Origin of the sequence: Parvimonas micra, from assembly GCF_021300775.1 — a bacterium.
Lineage (GTDB): Bacteria > Bacillota > Clostridia > Tissierellales > Peptoniphilaceae > Parvimonas.
The window spans coordinates 370,902-391,357 of record NZ_JAJTJP010000002.1 but is presented as its reverse complement, the minus strand read 5'-3'; the positions used below and the strand labels follow the sequence as shown (position 1 = coordinate 391,357).

The 20,456-nt window shown below is 29.2% G+C and carries 18 protein-coding genes; 3 read left to right on the top strand and 15 right to left on the bottom strand.

All coding sequences use genetic code 11. The annotated features are described in order from the left end of the window. Window positions 1-7: 7 nt before the first annotated feature. Entirely contained in the window at window positions 8-3,643 is a 3,636-nt protein-coding gene (gene rpoC / locus LW893_RS05150; protein ID WP_269836904.1) for a DNA-directed RNA polymerase subunit beta', read from the bottom strand. A gap of 23 nt (window positions 3,644-3,666) precedes the next feature. Continuing rightward, entirely contained in the window at window positions 3,667-7,425 is a 3,759-nt protein-coding gene (locus LW893_RS05145) for a DNA-directed RNA polymerase subunit beta (RefSeq protein WP_233056206.1), read from the bottom strand. Window positions 7,426-7,758: 333 nt separating this feature from the next. On the opposite strand from LW893_RS05145, the gene LW893_RS05140 reads away from it, so the two are divergent. Beyond that, window positions 7,759-7,944 carry a hypothetical protein gene (locus tag LW893_RS05140; RefSeq protein WP_233056204.1) on the top strand — a complete coding sequence of 62 codons (186 nt, stop codon included), beginning with the start codon at window positions 7,759-7,761 and terminating at the stop codon, window positions 7,942-7,944. Between the two features lie 42 nt (window positions 7,945-7,986). Beyond that, window positions 7,987-8,136 (top strand): hypothetical protein, encoded by a 150-nt coding sequence (locus tag LW893_RS05135; protein WP_233056203.1) that lies wholly within the window; start codon window positions 7,987-7,989, stop codon window positions 8,134-8,136. 86 nt (window positions 8,137-8,222) lie between these two features. Here LW893_RS05135 and LW893_RS05130 read toward each other — a convergent pair whose 3' ends face one another. The 9 genes from LW893_RS05130 to LW893_RS05090 all read right to left on the bottom strand — a co-directional run bounded on the left by LW893_RS05130 (window position 8,223) and on the right by LW893_RS05090 (window position 15,453). Then, the gene (locus tag LW893_RS05130) at window positions 8,223-8,399 is read right to left on the bottom strand and encodes a hypothetical protein (RefSeq protein WP_233056201.1); all 177 of its coding nucleotides are present in this window, start codon (window positions 8,397-8,399) and stop codon (window positions 8,223-8,225) included. A gap of 97 nt (window positions 8,400-8,496) precedes the next feature. Next, entirely contained in the window at window positions 8,497-8,736 is a 240-nt protein-coding gene (locus LW893_RS05125; RefSeq protein WP_233056252.1) for a DUF1294 domain-containing protein, read from the bottom strand. Window positions 8,737-8,867: 131 nt separating this feature from the next. After that, a complete protein-coding gene (gene sufU, locus LW893_RS05120) occupies window positions 8,868-9,293 on the bottom strand; it encodes a Fe-S cluster assembly sulfur transfer protein SufU (protein WP_233056199.1) in 426 nt (141 codons plus the stop codon). Next, window positions 9,283-10,512, bottom strand: a complete 1,230-nt coding sequence (locus LW893_RS05115) for an aminotransferase class V-fold PLP-dependent enzyme (protein WP_233056198.1) — start codon at window positions 10,510-10,512, stop codon at window positions 9,283-9,285. The genes sufU and LW893_RS05115 overlap by 11 nt, the downstream gene beginning before the upstream one ends. Window position 10,513: 1 nt before the next feature. Beyond that, window positions 10,514-11,545 (bottom strand): SufB/SufD family protein, encoded by a 1,032-nt coding sequence (locus tag LW893_RS05110; protein ID WP_233056196.1) that lies wholly within the window; start codon window positions 11,543-11,545, stop codon window positions 10,514-10,516. Between the two features lie 11 nt (window positions 11,546-11,556). Beyond that, window positions 11,557-12,972, bottom strand: coding sequence for a Fe-S cluster assembly protein SufB (sufB, locus tag LW893_RS05105; protein WP_233056195.1), 1,416 nt, complete (start codon window positions 12,970-12,972; stop codon window positions 11,557-11,559). Between the two features lie 2 nt (window positions 12,973-12,974). Continuing rightward, window positions 12,975-13,715, bottom strand: coding sequence for a Fe-S cluster assembly ATPase SufC (gene sufC, locus LW893_RS05100; protein WP_233056193.1), 741 nt, complete (start codon window positions 13,713-13,715; stop codon window positions 12,975-12,977). Window positions 13,716-13,816: 101 nt separating this feature from the next. Continuing rightward, window positions 13,817-14,176 (bottom strand): hypothetical protein, encoded by a 360-nt coding sequence (locus LW893_RS05095; protein ID WP_233056191.1) that lies wholly within the window; start codon window positions 14,174-14,176, stop codon window positions 13,817-13,819. A gap of 2 nt (window positions 14,177-14,178) precedes the next feature. After that, a complete protein-coding gene (locus LW893_RS05090; RefSeq protein ID WP_233056189.1) occupies window positions 14,179-15,453 on the bottom strand; it encodes a DUF1576 domain-containing protein in 1,275 nt (424 codons plus the stop codon). Between the two features lie 298 nt (window positions 15,454-15,751). Between LW893_RS05090 and LW893_RS05085 the strand changes: the two genes are divergently transcribed. Continuing rightward, a complete protein-coding gene (locus LW893_RS05085) occupies window positions 15,752-16,447 on the top strand; it encodes a hypothetical protein (protein WP_233056188.1) in 696 nt (231 codons plus the stop codon). 331 nt (window positions 16,448-16,778) lie between these two features. Here the strand turns inward: LW893_RS05085 and LW893_RS05080 are convergent, their stop codons facing one another. The 4 genes from LW893_RS05080 to LW893_RS05065 are packed head-to-tail and all read right to left on the bottom strand — an operon-like array spanning window position 16,779 to window position 20,424. Continuing rightward, window positions 16,779-17,306, bottom strand: coding sequence for an isochorismatase family protein (locus tag LW893_RS05080; RefSeq protein ID WP_233056186.1), 528 nt, complete (start codon window positions 17,304-17,306; stop codon window positions 16,779-16,781). Window positions 17,307-17,327: 21 nt separating this feature from the next. After that, entirely contained in the window at window positions 17,328-18,416 is a 1,089-nt protein-coding gene (locus LW893_RS05075) for a type II secretion system F family protein (RefSeq protein WP_233056184.1), read from the bottom strand. Next, a complete protein-coding gene (locus LW893_RS05070) occupies window positions 18,406-19,608 on the bottom strand; it encodes a GspE/PulE family protein (RefSeq protein ID WP_233056182.1) in 1,203 nt (400 codons plus the stop codon). The genes LW893_RS05075 and LW893_RS05070 overlap by 11 nt, the downstream gene beginning before the upstream one ends. 9 nt (window positions 19,609-19,617) lie before the next feature. Further along, window positions 19,618-20,424: an HAD family hydrolase gene (locus LW893_RS05065; RefSeq protein ID WP_233056180.1), complete on the bottom strand. Its 807-nt coding sequence runs from the start codon at window positions 20,422-20,424 to the stop codon at window positions 19,618-19,620. Window positions 20,425-20,456: the final 32 nt, after the last annotated feature.

Sequence of the window (20,456 nt, the reverse complement as noted above, 5' to 3'; positions counted from 1 at the left end):
CTAAATATTATTCTTCTACTTCTTCAGTTTCAGCTTCTTCAACCTCAACTGTAGTTTCTGTTTCTTCAACTTCTACTTCATTTGATTCATCAAATTTATCCGTTTCTTCAGATTCAGCATGTTCAAGTTCAGCTTCTCTAGCAAGTCTTTCCTCTTCTTCCATTGTTTCATAGTCAATTTCAATAGATTTATAGACTTTCATACCTGTACCTGCTGGGATAAGTTTACCTAAGATTACATTTTCTTTTAATCCAAGTAATCCATCTGCTTTACCCTTAATAGAAGCATCAGTTAAAACTCTAGTTGTTTCTTGGAATGATGCTGCTGATAAGAAACTTTCAGTTGCAAGAGATGCTTTTGTGATACCAAGTAGAACATTATCAAATGTAGCTGGAATTAAATCTTCTTCTAACATTTCTTTATTAATAGCTTCAACTTCTCTAAAAGGAACTAAGCTTCCTTCTAATAAATTAGTATCTCCTGAAGTATCAATCTTAACTTTTGAAAGCATTTGTTTAATAATAATTTCAATATGTCTATCATCAATGTCTACCCCTTGATTACGGTAAACTTTTTGAACTTCTTTAGTGATGTATTCTTGAACACCAGTAGGTCCTTTGATAGCTAAAATATCATGTGGATTAATAGAACCTTCAGTAAGCATATCGCCTGCTTTGATTACTTCTCCATCTTTAACTTTTATTCTAGCTCCATAAGGTATAGCGTAAATTCTTTCATCACCGTCATCAGCTGTTACAACTATATCATATCTCTTCTTATTATCAACTAATTTTACAGTACCATCTATTTCAGTAATATATGCAAGCCCCTTAGGTTTTCTTGCTTCAAAAAGTTCTTCAACACGAGGAAGACCTTGTGTGATTCCAACACCTGCAACCCCACCAGAGTGGAATGTTCTCATCGTAAGCTGTGTACCAGGCTCTCCGATTGATTGAGCAGCAATAATACCAACTGCTTCCCCAATATTAACTGGATTTCCTGTTGCAAGGTTACGTCCATAACATTTTGCACAAACACCATGTTTTGACTTACAACCTAAAACTGAACGTACTTTTAATTCTGTAATTCCAAGTTTTTCAACTTTTTCTGCTAAAGTTTCAGTAATCATTTCATTTTTGTAAATTAATATTTCTCCAGTATTTGGATTTAATACATCTTCAAATGAATGTCTACCTACAATTCTATCAGAAAGTTTTTCAACTATTGCATTTCCATCTTTAAAGTCTTTTGCTAATACATATTCATCTGTACAACAATCATCTTCTCTAACAATTACATCTTGAGAAACATCTACAAGTCTTCTTGTTAAATATCCTGAGTCAGCAGTTCTTAACGCTGTATCTGAAAGTCCTTTTCTAGAACCGTGAGTTGAAATAAAGAACTCTTGAACAGAAAGTCCTTCTCTAAAGTTTGCTTTGATAGGAATTTCTACGATTCTACCAGTTGCAGAACTCATAAGTCCACGCATACCAGCTAACTGTCTAATTTGGTTAATATTACCTCTGGCTCCTGAGTCAGCCATGATTGAAATACTATTTGTCGGATCTTGTTTTGCAACAAGAATCTTTGTAATATCTTCAGTTGCTTTTGTCCAAACAGAGATTACATATTCATATCTTTCTTGTTCAGAAACTAAACCGTCTCTAAATAATTCTTCATAAACTGCAATCTTATGTTCAGCTTCTTTTAAAATTTCCCATTTTTCTTCTGGAACTATTACGTCATTCATTGAGATTGAGATAGCTCCTACTGTTGAGTATTTATATCCTGTAGATTTAATATAGTCTAATACTTCAGCAGTTTTGATATTTCCATGTTTTCTAAAACATTTATCTACAATCTTACCAAGCATTTTCTTATCTACAAGTCTATCAATTTCTAATGAGAATTTATCTTTACTTCTGTCAACAAATCCTAAATCTTGAGGAAGATGTTCATTGAAGATAAATCTACCAACTGTTGATTTAACAATTTGGCTTTCTCCAGTTTCTTCATCTCTATAAAGGACATTAACAGTGTCGTGAATTTTAACATTATTTGTAGAATAAGCTTTAAACATTTCATCATAATCCATGAATGAGCGAACAGCTTGTTCTTCTACATTTCCACTAGTTAAATAGTATGAACCTAATACCATATCCTGTGTAGGAGTTGTAATAGGTTTACCATCTTTTGGTGCTAAGATATTATTTGTTGAAAGCATCAAAAGTCTTGCTTCAGCTTGCGCTTCAGTTGAAAGTGGTAAATGGACAGCCATTTGGTCTCCGTCAAAGTCCGCATTATATGCAGTACAAACTAATGGGTGTAATTTAATAGCTTTTCCTTCTACTAAAACTGGTTCAAATGCTTGAATACCAAGTCTATGAAGAGTCGGAGCTCTGTTAAGTAGTACTGGATGATCTTTGATAACTTTATCTAAAATATCCCAAACATTTGAATTTAGTCTTTCAACATATTTCTTTGCACTTTTAATATTATGAACAATTCCATCTTCAACTAATTGTTTCATAATAAATGGTTTGAATAATTCTAGAGCCATTTTCTTCGGAAGTCCACATTGGTGGAATTTTAAATCTGGACCAACTACGATTACGGAACGTCCTGAATAGTCAACACGCTTTCCAAGTAAGTTTTGTCTAAATCTTCCTGTTTTACCCTTTAACATATCTGATAAAGATTTAAGCTCTCTATTTCCTGCTCCTGTTACAGCCTTTCCATGTCTACCATTATCAATTAATGTATCAACTGCTTCTTGTAACATTCTCTTTTCATTTCTCATAATGATTTCTGGAGCATGAATTTCTATAAGTTTTTTCAATCTGTTGTTTCTGTTGATAACACGTCTATATAGATCGTTTAAGTCTGAAGTTGCAAATCTTCCACCTTCAAGTTGAACCATTGGTCTTAAATCTGGTGGAATAACTGGTACTACATCAATTATCATCCATTCAGGTCTATTTCCTGATTTTCTAAAAGCTTCACAAACTTCAAGTCTTCTTGAAAGTCTAATCTTCTTTTGACCAGTTGCATCAACTAGGCCTTTTTTCAATTCTTCTGAAAGTTCATCTAAGTCGATGTTTTCTAGAAGCTCTTTAATAGCTTCAGCTCCCATTCCAACTCTAAAGTTTTCAGAACCGAATTTTTCACAAGCTTCTTCATATTCACCTTCAGTTAGTAATTGTTTAACATAAAGGTCAGTATCTTTTGCATCTAAAACAACATAATTTGCAAAATATAATATTTTTTCAAGGGCTCTTGGACTCATATCTAAGATAAGTCCCATTCTTGAAGGTATTCCTTTGAAATACCAAATATGGGAAACTGGAGCAACAAGTTCTATATGTCCCATTCTTTCACGTCTAACTTTAGACTTAGTGATTTCAACTCCACATTTTTCACATACATTTCCCTTGTATTTTATTCTTTTATATTTACCACAATTACATTCCCAGTCTTTAACCGGTCCAAATATCTTTTCACAGAATAGACCATCTTTTTCCGGTTTTAGTGTTCTATAATTAATGGTTTCTGGTTTTTTAACTTCTCCTCTTGACCAACTTCTAATTTTATCTGGTGAAGCTAAGCCAATTTTCATTGCATCAAAATTATTTAATTCCAACAAGGAGTCCACTCCCTTCCTCTATGTTATTGATCAATATCTTCCTCTATAAATAATTTGTCCTTATCTACATTTTTTGAACTATTTTTTTCTTTTTCATCTTTATCTTCTAAAAAGCTAAGATCAAAACCATCAAATTCTTCTTCATTACTTCCTGATTGATCGTAGAATGAATCAAAATCAAATTCTTCCTCTTCTTCATCATTAGCATATTCTTCATTTAAAACAAGTTGTGCTTTGACTTCATCAGAATTTTCTTTAAGCTTAATTTCTTCTCCGTCTTCATCAATCAACTTAACATCTAAGCATAATGATTGTAATTCTTTCATAAGAACTTTGAATGATTCAGGAATACCTGGTTCAGGAATATTTACACCCTTAACAATTGATTCATAAGTCTTAACTCTACCTACAATATCGTCACTCTTAACAGTTAACATTTCTTGTAAAGTATGACTTGCACCATAAGCTTCTAAAGCCCAAACTTCCATTTCCCCAAATCTTTGTCCACCAAATTGTGCTTTACCACCAAGTGGTTGTTGTGTAACTAAAGAATAAGGTCCAATAGATCTAGCATGAATTTTTTCATCTACTAAATGGTGAAGTTTTAACATATACATATAACCAACAGTTACAGGATTATCAAATTCTTCCCCTGTTCTTCCGTCTCTAAGTCTAATTTTTCCAGATTCAGGACAACCTGCAAGTTTTAATGCATCAAGTACATCCACATCACTTGCTCCGTCAAATACAGGAGTTGCAACCTTCCAACCAAGTCTTTTTGCTGCAAGTCCTAAGTGAACTTCAAGTACCTGTCCAATATTCATACGAGAAGGTACCCCTAATGGATTAAGAACGATTTGTAAAGGAGTTCCATCAGGTAAAAATGGCATATCTTCTTGAGGCATTATTCTTGAAATAACCCCTTTGTTACCATGTCTACCACACATTTTATCCCCAACGTTAATCTTTCTCTTAGTGGCTACATAAACTCTAACCACTTCATTTACTCCTGGTGGTAATTCATCTCCATTTTTTCTGCTATAACATTTAACATCAACAACTATACCAGTTTCTCCATGAGGAACTCTTAAAGAAGTATCTCTAACTTCTCTAGCTTTTTCACCAAAAATAGCTCTTAGAAGTCTTTCTTCAGCACTTAGTTCAGTTTCTCCCTTAGGTGATACTTTTCCAACTAAGATATCTCCTGAGTTAACTTCAGCACCAATTCTAATGATACCATTTTCGTCTAAGTTCTTTCTCATATCTTCACCGATATTTATAACATCTCTTGTGATTTCTTCAGAACCTAATTTGATTTCTCTGGCTTCACATTCATGTTCTTCAATGTGTAGTGAAGTTAAAACATCATCTATAACTAATTGTTCGTTCAACAACATAGCATCTTCGTAGTTATAGCCTTCCCAGTTCATAAATGCCATTAAAATATTCTTACCAAGTGCAATTTCACCATTTTCAGTTGAAGGACCATCTGCAATAATATCTCCAGCATTAACTCTGTCATTTACATTAACAATCGGTCTTTGGTTAATTGTTGTTCCTTGGTTTGAACGTTTAAATTTAAGTAATCTATATTTATCAACTACATTATCTAAATCTCTTTTGATATGAATTTCATCACTATCAACTTTAGTAACAATTCCTGATTGTTTAGCAAGAATAACAACACCACTATCTTTTGCCGCCTTATGTTCAATACCAGTTCCTACGATAGGAGCTTCAGTTACAAGTAGAGGCACTGCTTGTCTTTGCATGTTTGAACCCATCAATGCACGAGTGGCATCGTCGTTTTCAAGGAAAGGAATCATTGCTGTACCAACTGATACAATTTGTTGTGGAGAAACGTCCATAAGTTGAATTGTATCTCTTGGATAAATATCATTTTCGCCATTAATACCACGACCACTAACTCTTTCGTTTACAAAACGTCCGTTTTCATCAAGTGGTTCATTGGCTTGAGCAATAATAACTTCATCTTCTTCATCAGCTGTTAAATAAACAATATCTTTTGTAGCAATTCCATTATTTACAACACGATATGGAGTTTCAATAAATCCATATTCATCAACTCTTGCATAAGTTGTAAGAGAAGTAATAAGACCGATGTTTGGACCTTCTGGAGTTTCTATCGGACAAATTCTTCCGTAGTGACTTTCATGAACGTCTCTTACTTCGTATCCTGCTCTATCTCTACTAAGACCACCAGGTCCTAATGCTGATAATCTTCTTTTATGAGTAAGTTCTGCAAGTGGATTGTTTTGATCCATGAATTGTGATAATTGTGATGAACCGAAGAATTCTTTTAAAGACGCAACAAGAGGTCTTATATTAATAAGTCCTTGTGGCGTAGCAAGATCTGGATCTTGAGTTGACATTCTTTCTCTAACAACTCTTTCCATTCTTGATAAACCAATTCTAAATTGATTTTGTAAAAGTTCACCAACAGCTCTTACTCTTCTATTTCCTAAATGGTCTATGTCATCACAAATTCCAAGACCATAGAATAAGTTAAATTCATAACTTACAGTAGCTTCAATATCATCACGAATAATATGAGTTGGAGAAAGCTCTTTAACTCTATTTCTAACAGCTCTCTTTACTTGTTTTTCATATTCTTCGCCTTCATATTCTGATGCAGCTTCTAAAATTTCCATCATTACTGGATAGTAAATTTTTTCTGAAAGTCCATTACATGAAATGTCAAATCCTAATTCAAAGGCGCTAACATCAACAAAGTGGTTACCTGTTACAATAATTTCTTTGTCTTCTACTTTTACATGAACTCTCTTATATCCTGCATTTTCAATTTTTTCAGCAAGTTCTTCAGTTATATAATCTCCAATACTTGCAATTTTTTCCATTTCACCGAATTTATCAGTTTTGAAAATATCTTCAGCTAAAATTGTTCCGAATAATCTATTTCTTAAAGCTAGTTTTTTATTGAATTTATATCTACCAACTTTTGCAAGATCATATCTTCTAGGGTCGAAAAGTAAATTGTGTAATAAACTTTCCCCACTTTCAACAGTAGCTGGATCTCCTGGTTTTAATTTTCTATAAATTTCAAGAATAGCTTCTTGATAACTCTTTGTTACATCTTTTTCCAAAGTAGTATGAAGTTCTTTAATATCTCCGAAATTTTCAACCATTTCTTCATTTGTTTCATATAACAATGCCCTTATCATAGTTGTTATAGGCAATTTTCTTGTTCTGTCAATACGAACACTGACAATTCCGTTTGTGTCGGTATCATATTCTAACCAAGCACCTCTGTTTGGAATTACTGTTGAAGAAAATAACTTATTACCTGACTTGTCAATTTCTTCTCCGTAATATACACCTGGACTTCTAACAAGCTGACTTACAATAACTCTTTCAGCACCATTAATAATAAAAGTCCCGTTGTCAGTCATCAATGGAATCTCTCCCATAAACACTTCTTGTTCTTTAACTTCACCAGTATTGTTGTTTGTTAAACGAACATCAACTTTTAGAAGTGTAGAATAGTTCATATCCCTATCCTTACATTCTTGTTCTGAATATTTTGGAGCGTTTTCTAAACGATAATTTAAAAATTCCAGCTTCATAGCTTCGGAATAGTCCCTAATTGGACTAATATCGTCAAAAACATCTCTTATTCCTTGCTTAATAAACCAATCATAACTATCAGTTTGAATGGCAATTAGGTTTGGAAGATCCAAAACATTTTGAATTTTTGAATAACTAACCCTTTCTGTGATTCCATACTTTTCAGTATGTGTCATAAAACTTCACCCCTTTGAAAAATTAAAAAAAGATAAAAATACATATTATCCCACTATTACATTATTATCTTTAAATTTTAACAGATTTTCTGTAAAATGTAAAGACTTTTTTTGAATTTTTTGGCTTTTTTATAATAAATTTACATATTTTAGAAAAATATTTTAAATATACAATTTTATTAAATCTTTTATACTTTTTAAAAGCATAACTGCATAACTATTTTTTTGTATTATATCTTATTTTAAAAATATAAGTCTTGACTTATTTTTTATATATGTTATGATAGTAGTGTCAATAATTATTTGACTAAAATAGTATTGGAGGTAATTGTAATGTCTAAAGAAAAAAACCTACTTGAATCTTCATTAGAAGGAAAAGGTCAATCTGATTTGTTCACTTTAATTAATCTCGTACCTTTTTTAAATATAATTTTATTTATTGTAAGCATCATTTTATTACCATTTAATCTAAAAAAATTTTTTAAATTAAAAAAACAAAAGGATAATTCTTTTTGGTAATTTAATAATTTTAATAGTAATTTAAATAACTTGGAGGCAGTTATGAGAAAAAAATGGATGAATTATTTAGTAACAACTTCATTAGTGTTTTTATTTATAGTTGATTTCAAAAATCTTTCTACTGTTACAATTACTTGTATGGCAATAGCAATAGCCCTTAATTTATACGATATATTTAAAGATATATTCTAACATTTAATATTTAAAATTAATTCCACTTTTTAGTGGAATTTTTTTACTAAAAAAGGAAGTAATTTTATTACTTCCTTTAAATATTTTTATTTCTTTTCTAGTTTTAACTCCAGTTCTTTTATTGTAGTATTTAAATTATCTATTTTAGACAACATTTCTTCTTTGCTTTTCTTAATTGCTTTTTCCACACTATAGATTGAAAATGCTATTGCACAACATTGTATAGATATTAACCCCAAAATTATTATTTCTGAATTAGACATATAAACACCTCTATTCCTTATGATTTAAAATATTATTATAAATACTTTTACAATTCTTATAATTTAATTATATTCATTTAATTTAGCAAAGTCAATACTAGGTTACATATTTATATAAATAATATAAAATCAACACTCTTCCCACAAAAAACAGTGGTACTAATATTCTAAATTTTAGTTTTGTGGTTTTATGTCTAAATATTTGCATGGATAGAAAAGCTCCAATAGAGCCTAACAAAAGCGCTGATAATAATAAGCTATTTTCTGAAATTCTATTCTTGCCTTTTATAGCTTTTCTTTTATCAATATAAAATATTGTAAAAGATATTAAATTCATTATAAAAATTATAGAAATTAACAATTTATAATTATTTAACAAACTGTCCAAAAGTAAATATAATATGAAAAAAATTCTCATATACCCTCCACAATACAAAAAGTCGCAACTCAAAAGAGCTACGACCTTATTTAATTAGCTTCGATTATATTTTTCAATGTATGCCAAGCAAGAACTGCACATTTAACTCTTGCAGGCATTGTAGAAATATTTTGAAGAGCTATAGCATCTTTAAGCTTTTTAAGCTCATCACCTTCAAGACCTTCTGTAATCATTGCCAAAAATGTTTCACAAAGTTCTTTTGCTTCATCTAAAGTTTTTCCCTTTATTAAATCAATCATAAGCGATGTTGAGGCTTGAGAAATTGCACAACCTACACCAACATAAGAGGCATCTTTGATAATACCATCTTCAATATCCAATTGTAATGTAATTTCATCTCCACAACTTGGATTATGACCTTTTTCTTCGTGTGTCGGATGATTTAAGTATCTTTTGTTTTTTGTATTTCTACTCTCTTCTGTTATTATCTCAGTATAAATTTCTCTAATGTCCAAGATGTAATATTCTCCTTACTTCTTTTAGTTTCTCAATGAAATATTCTACTTCTTCTTTAGTGTTATAGAAAGAAAAACTTACTCTACAAGTTGCATTTTCTTTTAAATATCTATGCAAAGGCTCTGCACAATGATGTCCACTTCTTATTGCAATTCCAAAGCTATCAAGTATTGAAGATACATCATGTGGATGAGCATCTTCTACATTAAAAGCTATTACTGGACATCTATTTTCTTCAGTTGTAGTATAAGTCTTTACGAAATCAATCTTTTTCATTTCTTCAAAAGCAAAATCCATAAGCTCTTTTTCTAATTTTTCTATATAGTCAAATCCTAATTCTTCTAGATAGTCAATCGCAGCTCCAAGTGAAGCAACAGCTCCAACATTTTGTGTTCCTGCTTCAAAACGACCAGCTGGTAAAAGATATGTTGAATAATCTTCATAAACATATTCAATCATATCTCCCCCATAAAGGAAAGGATCCATTTCTTTTAAAAGATCAAATTTTCCATAAAGTACACCAACGCCCATTGCACTAAGCATTTTATGTCCTGAAAATACTAAGAAATCAACATCCAATTCTTGAACATCTAACTTTTTATGCGCAACAATTTGGGATGCATCAACCAAGACTTTAGCACCGTTTTTATGAGCAATTTCAATAATTTTTTTGATGTCAGGCATTGTAGCTACTACATTTGATGCAGCAGTTATACAAACTAATTTTACTTTATCTGAAATTTTATTTTCAAAAGATTTCATGTCAAGTTGGTAATTGTCATCAAGATAAATATAATTAAGTTTAGCACCAGTTTTTTCTTTTAAGAATTGCCAAGTACATAAATTACTATGATGTTCCATAATACTAAGCATTATTTCATCATCTTTTTCTAATTTATTAAGATAACAATAGGCTACTAAATTAAGAGCCTCACTTGCATTTTTAGTAAAAATTATTTCAGTAGTTCTCTTTGCATTAAGAAAACTTTTAACTTTCTTTCTTGTTCCCTCATAAATATCAGTCGCAGACATACTAAGGTAATGACTACCTCTATGTGGACTTCCATTTTGATAAGAATAATAATTTGTTATAGCGTCAACAACAGCTTGTGGTTTTTGGCTTGTTGCTGCATTGTCTAAATATATAACTTTTTTCCCAACTTTTTCTTCATTCAAATATGGAAAATCTTTTCTAATATCAAGAACAGTTTTAGTCATATTATACCTCCGAAAGTTTTTTGGATAAAGTTGTATAAACTCTCTTTCTTATTTCTTCATTATCTATCAAGTCAATTGTTTCAGCAAATTTTGATTCTAATATCAATCTCTTTGCTTCTGTTTCACTGAAACCACGACTCATAATGTAGAATAATATATCCTCATCAATTTTCCCTGCACTTGCAGCATGAAGCCCTTCAACATCATCTTCTGTACAAAGTAAAATTGGAACTGCAACATTTCTAATATCGTCAGAAAGTAATGTTACATATTCTTGTTCAGATCCCTTTGATGTAGATGAACCACGTTTAAAGTCTATAGTTGCTCTACAAGTCTTTTGAGCTCTGTCAGCTAAAGCACCTTTTATGGATAAATCATAATTTGTAGCTTGTCCAATTTGATTTGCCACATAATTAAAATCTAATTTTTGATTATTTTTCCCAAAGTAAATTGAATTTATACTTACATTTGCTTCTTTTTCAGCAAGTTCTCCAATGTATGATAAATAATTTTCCTTACTTCCTAAATCAACTTGAATAAATTCAACATTTGCATTTTTCTTAACTTTATAATAAACACTTTGAATACTCAAAATATCTAAAGAAAATCTTTGAGAAATAAAAATTTTAACATTACTATTTTCTTCAGCCTCAACTTCAATAATTGTATGTCTAAAGCCTTTTACATCTTCTTTTGAGAAATAGTCCAACGCTAAGTTCAAAGTTGAATTTTCCTCAGCTTTTATTTTTATAATATCAACTAACTGATTATTTTCTTCATTTAACTCTAAAGAAACAATTTTATTTAAAGAATTTTCTTTAGTTGAAACAAAATCCAATGAAAGATTAGTAAATGCTTTTAAAGTTTCAGTTAATTCATTTGAAAATGAAAATTTTTCATAAGAAAAATCAAGATTCTTATTTTCGCTTTTTACTAATGAATATTCTTTTGGACTTAAATTAGGTAATAGAACTTCTGTATTATTAACTCTTGTTGAATTCCATGTATTACATGGTATAAAATTTCCTCTCATACAGACACCCCCTAACCAATAGTTCCTTCAAGTTCTAGATTAATCAAAGCATTCATTTCAACAGCATATTCTAAAGGTAATTCCTTTGCTATAGGTTCAGCAAAACCTCTAACAATCATAGCCTTAGCTTCTTCTTCAGGAATACCACGACTCATTAGATAGAAAATTACATCATCGTCAATTCTACCAATTTTTGCTTCATGTCCTAAGTCGATATCTGATGTTTGAATATCTATTACTGGAATTGTATCTGATTGAGATTCTTGATCCAACATTAAAGATTCACAAGTTACAGTTGATTTACAACCTGGACAATTTGGTTTTACACTTACAAGTCCTCTGTAAATAGCAACTCCATTACCCTTTGATATAGATTTTGAATTTATTGATGAGCTAGTTCTAGGCGCTGCGTGAATTACTTTAGCTCCTGTATCCAAGTATTGATCATTACCTGCAAAAGTTATTCCTGTGAATTCACTCTTAGCTCCTTCTCCTCTTAAAACACTCATAGGATATAGTAAACTTACTTTTGAACCAAATGAACCTGATACCCATTCAATAGTTCCTTTTTCATCAACAATTGCTCTTTTTGTATTTAAGTTATACATATTTCTAGACCAGTTTTCAATTGTAGAATATCTTAAAGTTGCATTTTTCTTTACAAAAAGTTCTACAGCTCCGGCATGAACGTTTAAAACATTATATTTTGGCGCTGAACAGCCTTCTATAAAGTGACAATAAGCTCCTTCTTCAATGATTATTAAAGTATGTTCAAATTGTCCTGCTCCTGGAGCATTAAGTCTAAAATATGATTGTAACGGAATACTAACTTTTACTCCCTTTGGAACATATACAAAAGAACCACCACTCCAAACTGCATAGTGTAATGCAGCATATCTATGGTCTTCTGGCTTTATACAAGTCATAAAATATTCTTTTATAATTTCAGGATATTCTCTAACTGCAGTTTCAAAATCAGTGTATATTACACCTTGATTTTTCATTTTTTCAGTTAAGCTGTGATAAACAACTTCACTGTCGTATTGAGCTCCAACTCCTGAAAGTTCTCTTTTATATTCTGCTTCTGGAATACCAAGTGCATCGAATGTTCCCTTAATATCATCAGGTAGTTCATTCCAATCTCCACTCATTTTTGCATCTGGACGAATATATGTTGTAATTTCATTTATATCAACCGGAGATAAATCTGGTCCCCAATTTGGATTTTTTGAATTTTCAAAAACTTCTAAAGCTTTTAATCTTAATTCTAACATCCAATCTGGTTCGTTTTTCTCCTTGGAAATTTGTACTACAATATCACGAGTTAATCCTTTTTCAGTTTTTGAATAGTATCTTACCTCGTTTTTTATATCATAGACACCTCTGTCCATTTCTTCTACTTGCGTTTTTTTTCTTTCTGATGACATAATTACACCTCTTGTTCAACCCAAGAATAACCTTCTTTTTCAATCTTGTCTATTAAAGAAGCATCTGATGTTTTAACAATTTTACCATTATATAAAACATGAACATAATCTGGCTTAATTCTTGATAAAATAGCTCTGTGATGAGTAATAATTAAAATTGACTTATTTTCATTTCTAAACTTTTCAACATTTTCAGAAACTATTCTAACAGCATCAATATCAAGTCCTGAGTCCGTTTCATCCAACATTACTAGTGATGGATTTAACATAACCATTTGTAAAATTTCTGCCTTTTTCTTTTCTCCACCAGAAAAACCAACATTTAGGTATCTTTGTGAATAAGATTTATCCATAGTTAAACTTTCCATTTTTTCTTCAAGCTCTCTTTGGAATTCAACAACACTTTCTTTTTCTCCTGTTATTGACATTCTAGAAGCTCTAATAAAATTAGAAACAGTAACTCCCGCTACTTCTTCTGGATTTTGGAAAGACATAAATAATCCAAGTTTAGCTCTTTCATCAGCTCTTAATTCATTAATATTTTCACCCTTAAAAAGTATATCTCCACTTGTTACTTCATATTTAGGATGTGCCATAATAGAATTAGTTAGCGTAGATTTTCCTGCTCCGTTAGGCCCCATGATAACATGAACTTTTCCTTCAAAGATATCCAAATTAATACCTTTTAAAATTTCTTTATCTCCAACATTAACATGAAGATCTTTAACCTCTAATATTTTCATATATGTTACTCCTTATAGTAGTTTTATTTAGCATAATTGTAGTAATACCCATTGAACAACTACAATAAACTAATATGTACAATTCTCTAAATATCAAAGGCTTAGAAATTTCTAACTAAAAATATAGTCAAAAGACCATCTTCAGAGTAAGAAACTATTGCTTCATCAACCATAGAGCCTAATGCATCTATGTTTGAAACATCACTAGCATTACTTCCAAATCCAATCAAAGTATCATAGTAATTTTCAAATTCTGGAAGTCTTACAGAATTTGAAATTCTATTTAATTCCTCTAAATCTTTTGGCTTTATTTTAACATTCCCTTCAGCTATAACCCTTAAGGAATTTTTTTCTATTTTAAAATCTATTTTTAAATCTTGAACTCTTTTACTAAAATAATAATGCACAAGTCCACTAACTATCAATTTTGCGCTATTTTCTTCACTTTTAATAGTATTCAAAATTATTCCTCCTCATTTTTATCAAAAAATCTTGAATTTCTGATTGATTCAAAAATTGGTACTAATGTTGCAGCAACAAAGCCACCTGAAAATCCATTGTTATAAAGATTTAATCCTCCATGTAAAAGTCCAACACTTGAAACGATGGACACATGGCAAAATCCTGCAAATATTCCTGCAATGAAACCATACTCTCCTGCAACAGGAGCTAAGTTTGTTGCAAATAAAATCGTAACTGTAGCAGAAATACTTTTTGGATCGTAAATATTTAAAAAGTATGCAATCAATGTTCCTACTAAAATAGGAAATACATTCTTTAAATGCTTACCAAAAATTCCAAAACCGAAAATAGTAAAAATTCCACCAAGAACTGGTCCATTTAAAGGCTGTTTCATTATTATAACATAGCTAGTATATAAAATTCCTAGGGCAGACATATTTATCATACTAACACCTCTACCATAAATATTCCCAAAATCTGATGGTGCCCTACCACTATTTTTCAATAAACTTCCTAAATTTTTAAAACTAAAGCCATTTAGATAAAATCCTAAGCCGAAAACAATAAAGAAAAATATATACATTATAATTGCAATTTTAATATTTCCATCACTTATAATCTTAACATTCGTAACTTCTAAAGAAAAAGATTTAAAAACGCCTTGGATAAACAGTCCAATAACTCCACATGTAAAACCAATGTTGTATAGACTATACCCTTGATGGAAACGTAGAAACGATGAAGATAATGCCGGAATAAGCATTCCTATAAAAATCCCGACTGCATAAGAAATAATAAATCCCTCGGTAAAAGGAAGTCCTATTCCAAAACATATATAACTAACAACAGGTCCAAGTGCTGTACCAAACAGACTGTTCATAGTAAGTGTATTGAATTTTAATCCTTCAATCTTAGCATAAAGATAAACACCAAATGTTATTGGTATTGTATTAAATAAATTTTTCCCAAAAAGAGAAAAACCAAATAGTGTAAAAAGTGCCGCTATAATAGGACCTGTTAACAATTGATGTCTTTTCCACAACACAAAAGATGCAAGTAACATTAGTAAACCAGCATTAAAAAATGTTGCTCCAATTCCACCAACTGCCATATAGTCAGTCAACAAATGACTTGGAGATGTTAAAATATTAATATATCCATCAAAAATTTCTTTAGGACTGTCAAAAAGCAACCCGATAGACATTGCCAAAATAGAAAATATGAAAATTGCGTCATATCTATAATGGTTTTTCACATATATCTTTTCTCTACTCAACTCATTTCCTCCAAAACTTTCTCCATTATATTGTATCATATATTGTATGAAATGTGAAGAACTAAAGCACTTAAATAGAAAAAAAGATTATTAAATTTAGTATCAACTAAAATATTATATTTTTCTTATCGATATTTATTATTAAAAAGAATGATTATCATTAAAGATAAGAGTTAAAATACAAAAATAGATGTTATATTTTTACTCTACTATTGAAAAATTTATATAATAGTTTATAATAGTATTTAATATATTTAAATATATTAAATACACTAATTTTGTATCTATAGGAGTTTTTATGAAAAAGAAATTTTTAGCCTTATTAATAGCAAGTCTATTATTAGTAAGTTGTTCAGATAAAAAAGAGGATCTTAAATCTAAGACTGAAAAGACAACTGAAACAACTACAAATAAACAAGAAGAAATTAAAAAAGAAGAATTACCTGAATTAGATGAAGATGATGATGCTGAAAGCGAAGAACCTGATAAAGATTTTAAGGAATTCGAAGATTCAGGTATTTTTATAGGAAGAGATTATAGAAAGAATATATCAATAGAGTCTGAAAATGAAGATATATTTGTAAGATGTTTTAAAATTGTTACTGGTAAATTTAAAATTACAAACGAACAAACACTTAAAGAAATTAATGAATTTAATGGTGATAACAAACTTAAATTAAATACAGAATATACTTTCATTTCATTACCACTAGAAATAGAAAATTTAAGCAAATATGATTATGAATACGCTTCTTCACTAGCAATATCTCTATTAAACACAAAAGAACAGTTAAATGCTGATAAATATTTTTCCGATGAAACTGATACTTATAAAATTTTAAGTGGAGCAATAGTAGAAAGAGACTTAGTATTTATTGTTGAAAAATCAAATATTGAAGATGTAACAGATATTAGGTTAAAATTACCTGACCTTTACATTGAAGAAATAGAAAAAACAGTTCCTGGATTAGAATTGAATATAAATATAAAATAGAAGAAGTCCGTATAATACGGACTCTTTATTTTGCTATATACTATTAAATACTTATTCCGTTTGATAAATCAAATATTGGAATTGCTATTGCAAATACTATAAAAGCTACAAATGAAGCTATAATTATAATTATTACCGGTTATAGATGTAGAGTTTTTTATTATCTCTAAACTATCTACTATACTGATATTTCCATTTAATAAAATAGTAAAATTCTTTGCGATTATAGAAGTTATATAATTTTGATAATGTGTTGTCTTCTTATTTTTTGCTTAAGCAAAATTCACTTGAAAAAGTAAATCATAACCACCAGATGAGCTGGTGGTTATGATTAAATAAATTCTTCTTTATATTCATCTAAATACAAAACATTTACCATGTTTGACCAGTTTAGTATTGACCCTATAAAATCTTGAATATCCAATCCAGGCATTTCATAAGTATTTTCATCACAAACCGTTCCAGTTGCATCTTCTATAAAATAGACCTTAAAATTTTTATCAGCAGCAACTATAGACGTAAACAAACAGCAATATTCAGTATTAAAGCCACAAATAACCAATTCCGTGATGCCTTCATTTTTTAAAATTTTTTCAAGATTAGTATTAAAAAATGAGTCTGGCATACTTTTCTCAACTATATATTTTGCATTTGTATCCAAATTATATATTATTTCAACACCTTCACAATTTTTATATAAAGGGCTTTCAACACTTTCGTCAAGATGTTTTGTAAAAATAATTGGCATATTTTTACATTTAAAATCCTCAATCAACCACCTAATTTTATCTATTTCATCACCACAATCTCTTTGACTTATTATCCCTTTTTGTAAATCAATTACAAGTAATGCTCTCATATATTACCTCCATTAAAACAATTATTCTATACTTATTCCATTTGATAAATCAAATATTGGAATTGCTATTGCAAATACTATAAAAGCTACGAATGCAGCTATAATTATAATTATTACTGGTTGCAGATATTGTAATATCTTATCAACAGAATAATTTATCTTGGAATCATAGTATTCTGTTGCACTCTCTAGTATTTCAACTAAATTTTCACTGCTCTCACCTATTGCAATCATATTGATAAAAGCAGAATTAAAAATAATATTATTCTCCAAAGATTTTGAAATTAATTTTCCACCTTTTATTTCTGTAATCGCATTTGCTAAATGTTCTTGTATAAATACATTTCCAGTAGAATTTTTTATTATCTCTAAACTATCTACTATACTGATATTTCCATTTAATAAAATAGTAAAATTCTTTGCGATTATAGAAGTTATATAATTTTGATAATGTGTTTTTATATAAGGAATTTTAAAAAGTAACTTTCCATAAAATCTTCTTACTTTATACTTTTTAAAAATTATTTTTAAAAAAACATATATAATTAAAACACCTAAGATTACATAAAGATAATTATTTTCTATAAAATTCATACTAGAAATTAACCACTTCGTAATCAATGGTAATTCAATATTACTATCTTCAAAAATATCTAAAAATACAGGTATTACATTGTTTAAAAGAAAAATTAAAACTACAATTGTAACAGATAATAAAATAATAGGATATGTTAATATACTAATTAATTTTTGTTTAAGTTTATATTTTTTTTCGTAATAAGATGAAAGGTATAAAAACACTTCTGCAAGTCGTTCTGAACTTTCTCCTGATTTTATTAAAGCTAAAAATAAATTATCAAATTTATTAATTTTCAAAAATGAGTTATATAAATCATTTCCTTGCAACAAATTTTCGTAAACTTCAGAAAAAATCTTCTTTAAATTCTTATTTGGAGAAGTTTTTGAAAGCAAATTAATTGTTTCTGCAGTATTAATATTTGATTTTAATAAAAGTCCTGCTTCTTTTAAAGAAATACTTAAATCTAATAGATTAAGCTTATTTCCTATTTCCATATTTAAAATATTAAAAAACTTTTCTTTAAAGCTCATTTTCAAATTCTCCTAATGAAAACAAAATCTTATTAACCTCTTCAAAACTTGTTATTCCATCTGCAATTTTTCTAAGACCATTTTTATATAAACTTTCATTTCCATTTTTTCTAAAGTATTCATAAAGTCTTACACTGTTGCAATTTTCATTTATTATCTCTTTTATTTCATCATCTAAGATTAAAGATTCTAAAATTAAAGTTCTACCTATATATCCTCCGTTACAATGTTCACAACCACATTTTTCATAGACAAACTCAGGTATATTAAGATTATTCTTTTTATATATTTCCTTTTCGAAAATAGTTAATTCTCTTTTTGTCTTACATTTAGGACAAAGCCTTCTAACAAGTCTTTGAGATAAAATTGCTATTACTCCCGAAGAAATAACATAATTTTCTATCCCTAAATTTAAGAGTCTTATAATAGCAGAAACTGTATCTGCTGTATGCAAAGTTGTAAAGATTAGATGTCCTGTTATTCCTGCTCTTAAAGCGATATTTGCAGTTTCTCTATCTCTCATTTCTCCAACTAAACCAACTTCAAAGTCTTGTCTTAACATAGCTCTAAGTCCTGTTGCAAAATCAAGTCCCAAAGCTGAGTTTATATTTATTTGATTAATTCCACTAATTCTTACTTCTACTGGATCTTCTAAAGTAATTATGTTGATATTTTCATTTTGCAATTTTTTTACAAATGAATATAATGTAGATGATTTTCCGCTTCCTGTTGGTCCACTTATAATTAATACTCCATTTGGACTTTTTATTATATTTTCAACCAATTTTCTTTCATCTTCATAAAGTCCAAGATTATCAATGTCTATTCTAAAATTTCCGGCATTTAAAATTCTCATTACAATTTTTTCGCCTAAAATTACAGGAACAGAAGCAACTCTAATATCTACTAAATTTCCATTAAAATCAAAATCTAATCTCCCATCTTGTGGCATTCTCTTAATTGTAATATCCATTTTTGATATAATTTTAATACGAGAAATAATAATAGGAGCATTAGTATTCTCAATCTTATAAATGTCTATAAGTTCTCCATCAATTCTATATCTTATATAAAAATTGTCTTCCCTCGGTTCAAAATGTATATCTGAAGCATTGTTACTCACAGCATTTAATATAACTTCATTTACGAAAATTTCAACATTTTCTATTTTTTCAACATAATACTTTTTCATAACTTCCCTCTAAACAAATTTTCTTATAGCCTTTGCAACTCCATCATTTTTGTTAGTATCTGTTATATAGTCAACATTTTTCTTAACATTTTCCATAGCATTTCCCATAGCAACAGAAAGACCACAAATGTTAAGCATTGGTATATCATTCTCTCCATCACCTATTGCGATAGTTTCTGATAAATCTATATTATTTAATCTGCATATTTCATTTAAACATGAACCTTTATCAGTATCTTTTGCCATTAGTTCTACAAAAAAAGGAAGTGAGAAAGAAATTGTATATTCACTTTTTATTGTATCAGTAAACTTTTCTTCTAATCCTCTTAACACTTCATACTCATGACAAATTCCAATTTTTAAAACTTTTTCTTCTAAATTGTTATTTTTTATATACTCTTTAATATCTTTCACTCTAAGAATCTTAGGACTAATAAATTTTGAAATAATTTCAACATATTCATCATTAGAATCTTTTGTAAATATAAGATCCTCTAAAAACACTATTGGTGAAAAACCATTGCTTTCAACTATATCTAAAATATCAAAAATATACTTTTTTTCTAAACTTTTTACAAATTTTGGAACTTCACTATACGTTGTGGAAATAAGACTTCCATTTAATGCTCCATAATAAGTATCAAGCTCTAATTTTTTTAAAATCTCCTTAACAGTAAATTCCTCTCTACCTGAAATAAATGCTATTTTAACACCTTTACTAATAGCATAAAAGAGACTATCTTTAACCTCGTTTGATATTTCATGTTCCTCGTTAAAAGTAGTCCCATCCATATCAAGCGCTATTAATTTATACATATTATTCTCCTAATTTTATAATCTAAAAAAGG

What these genes read in the sequence shown, in the direction of transcription:
- LW893_RS05135 (WP_233056203.1), top strand. Translation starts at nt 7,987, where the DNA reads ATGAGAAAAAAATGGATGAATTATTTAGTAACAACTTCATTAGTGTTT.
- LW893_RS05075 (WP_233056184.1), bottom strand. Translation starts at nt 18,416, where the DNA reads ATGAGCTTTAAAGAAAAGTTTTTTAATATTTTAAATATGGAAATAGGA.
- sufC (WP_233056193.1), bottom strand. Translation starts at nt 13,715, where the DNA reads ATGAAAATATTAGAGGTTAAAGATCTTCATGTTAATGTTGGAGATAAA.
- LW893_RS05140 (WP_233056204.1), top strand. Translation starts at nt 7,759, where the DNA reads ATGTCTAAAGAAAAAAACCTACTTGAATCTTCATTAGAAGGAAAAGGT.
- sufB (WP_233056195.1), bottom strand. Translation starts at nt 12,972, where the DNA reads ATGTCATCAGAAAGAAAAAAAACGCAAGTAGAAGAAATGGACAGAGGT.
- LW893_RS05110 (WP_233056196.1), bottom strand. Translation starts at nt 11,545, where the DNA reads ATGAGAGGAAATTTTATACCATGTAATACATGGAATTCAACAAGAGTT.
- LW893_RS05130 (WP_233056201.1), bottom strand. Translation starts at nt 8,399, where the DNA reads ATGTCTAATTCAGAAATAATAATTTTGGGGTTAATATCTATACAATGT.
- LW893_RS05125 (WP_233056252.1), bottom strand. Translation starts at nt 8,736, where the DNA reads ATGAATTTAATATCTTTTACAATATTTTATATTGATAAAAGAAAAGCT.
- LW893_RS05065 (WP_233056180.1), bottom strand. Translation starts at nt 20,424, where the DNA reads ATGTATAAATTAATAGCGCTTGATATGGATGGGACTACTTTTAACGAG.
- LW893_RS05085 (WP_233056188.1), top strand. Translation starts at nt 15,752, where the DNA reads ATGAAAAAGAAATTTTTAGCCTTATTAATAGCAAGTCTATTATTAGTA.
- LW893_RS05070 (WP_233056182.1), bottom strand. Translation starts at nt 19,608, where the DNA reads ATGAAAAAGTATTATGTTGAAAAAATAGAAAATGTTGAAATTTTCGTA.
- LW893_RS05145 (WP_233056206.1), bottom strand. Translation starts at nt 7,425, where the DNA reads ATGACACATACTGAAAAGTATGGAATCACAGAAAGGGTTAGTTATTCA.
- LW893_RS05115 (WP_233056198.1), bottom strand. Translation starts at nt 10,512, where the DNA reads ATGACTAAAACTGTTCTTGATATTAGAAAAGATTTTCCATATTTGAAT.
- LW893_RS05080 (WP_233056186.1), bottom strand. Translation starts at nt 17,306, where the DNA reads ATGAGAGCATTACTTGTAATTGATTTACAAAAAGGGATAATAAGTCAA.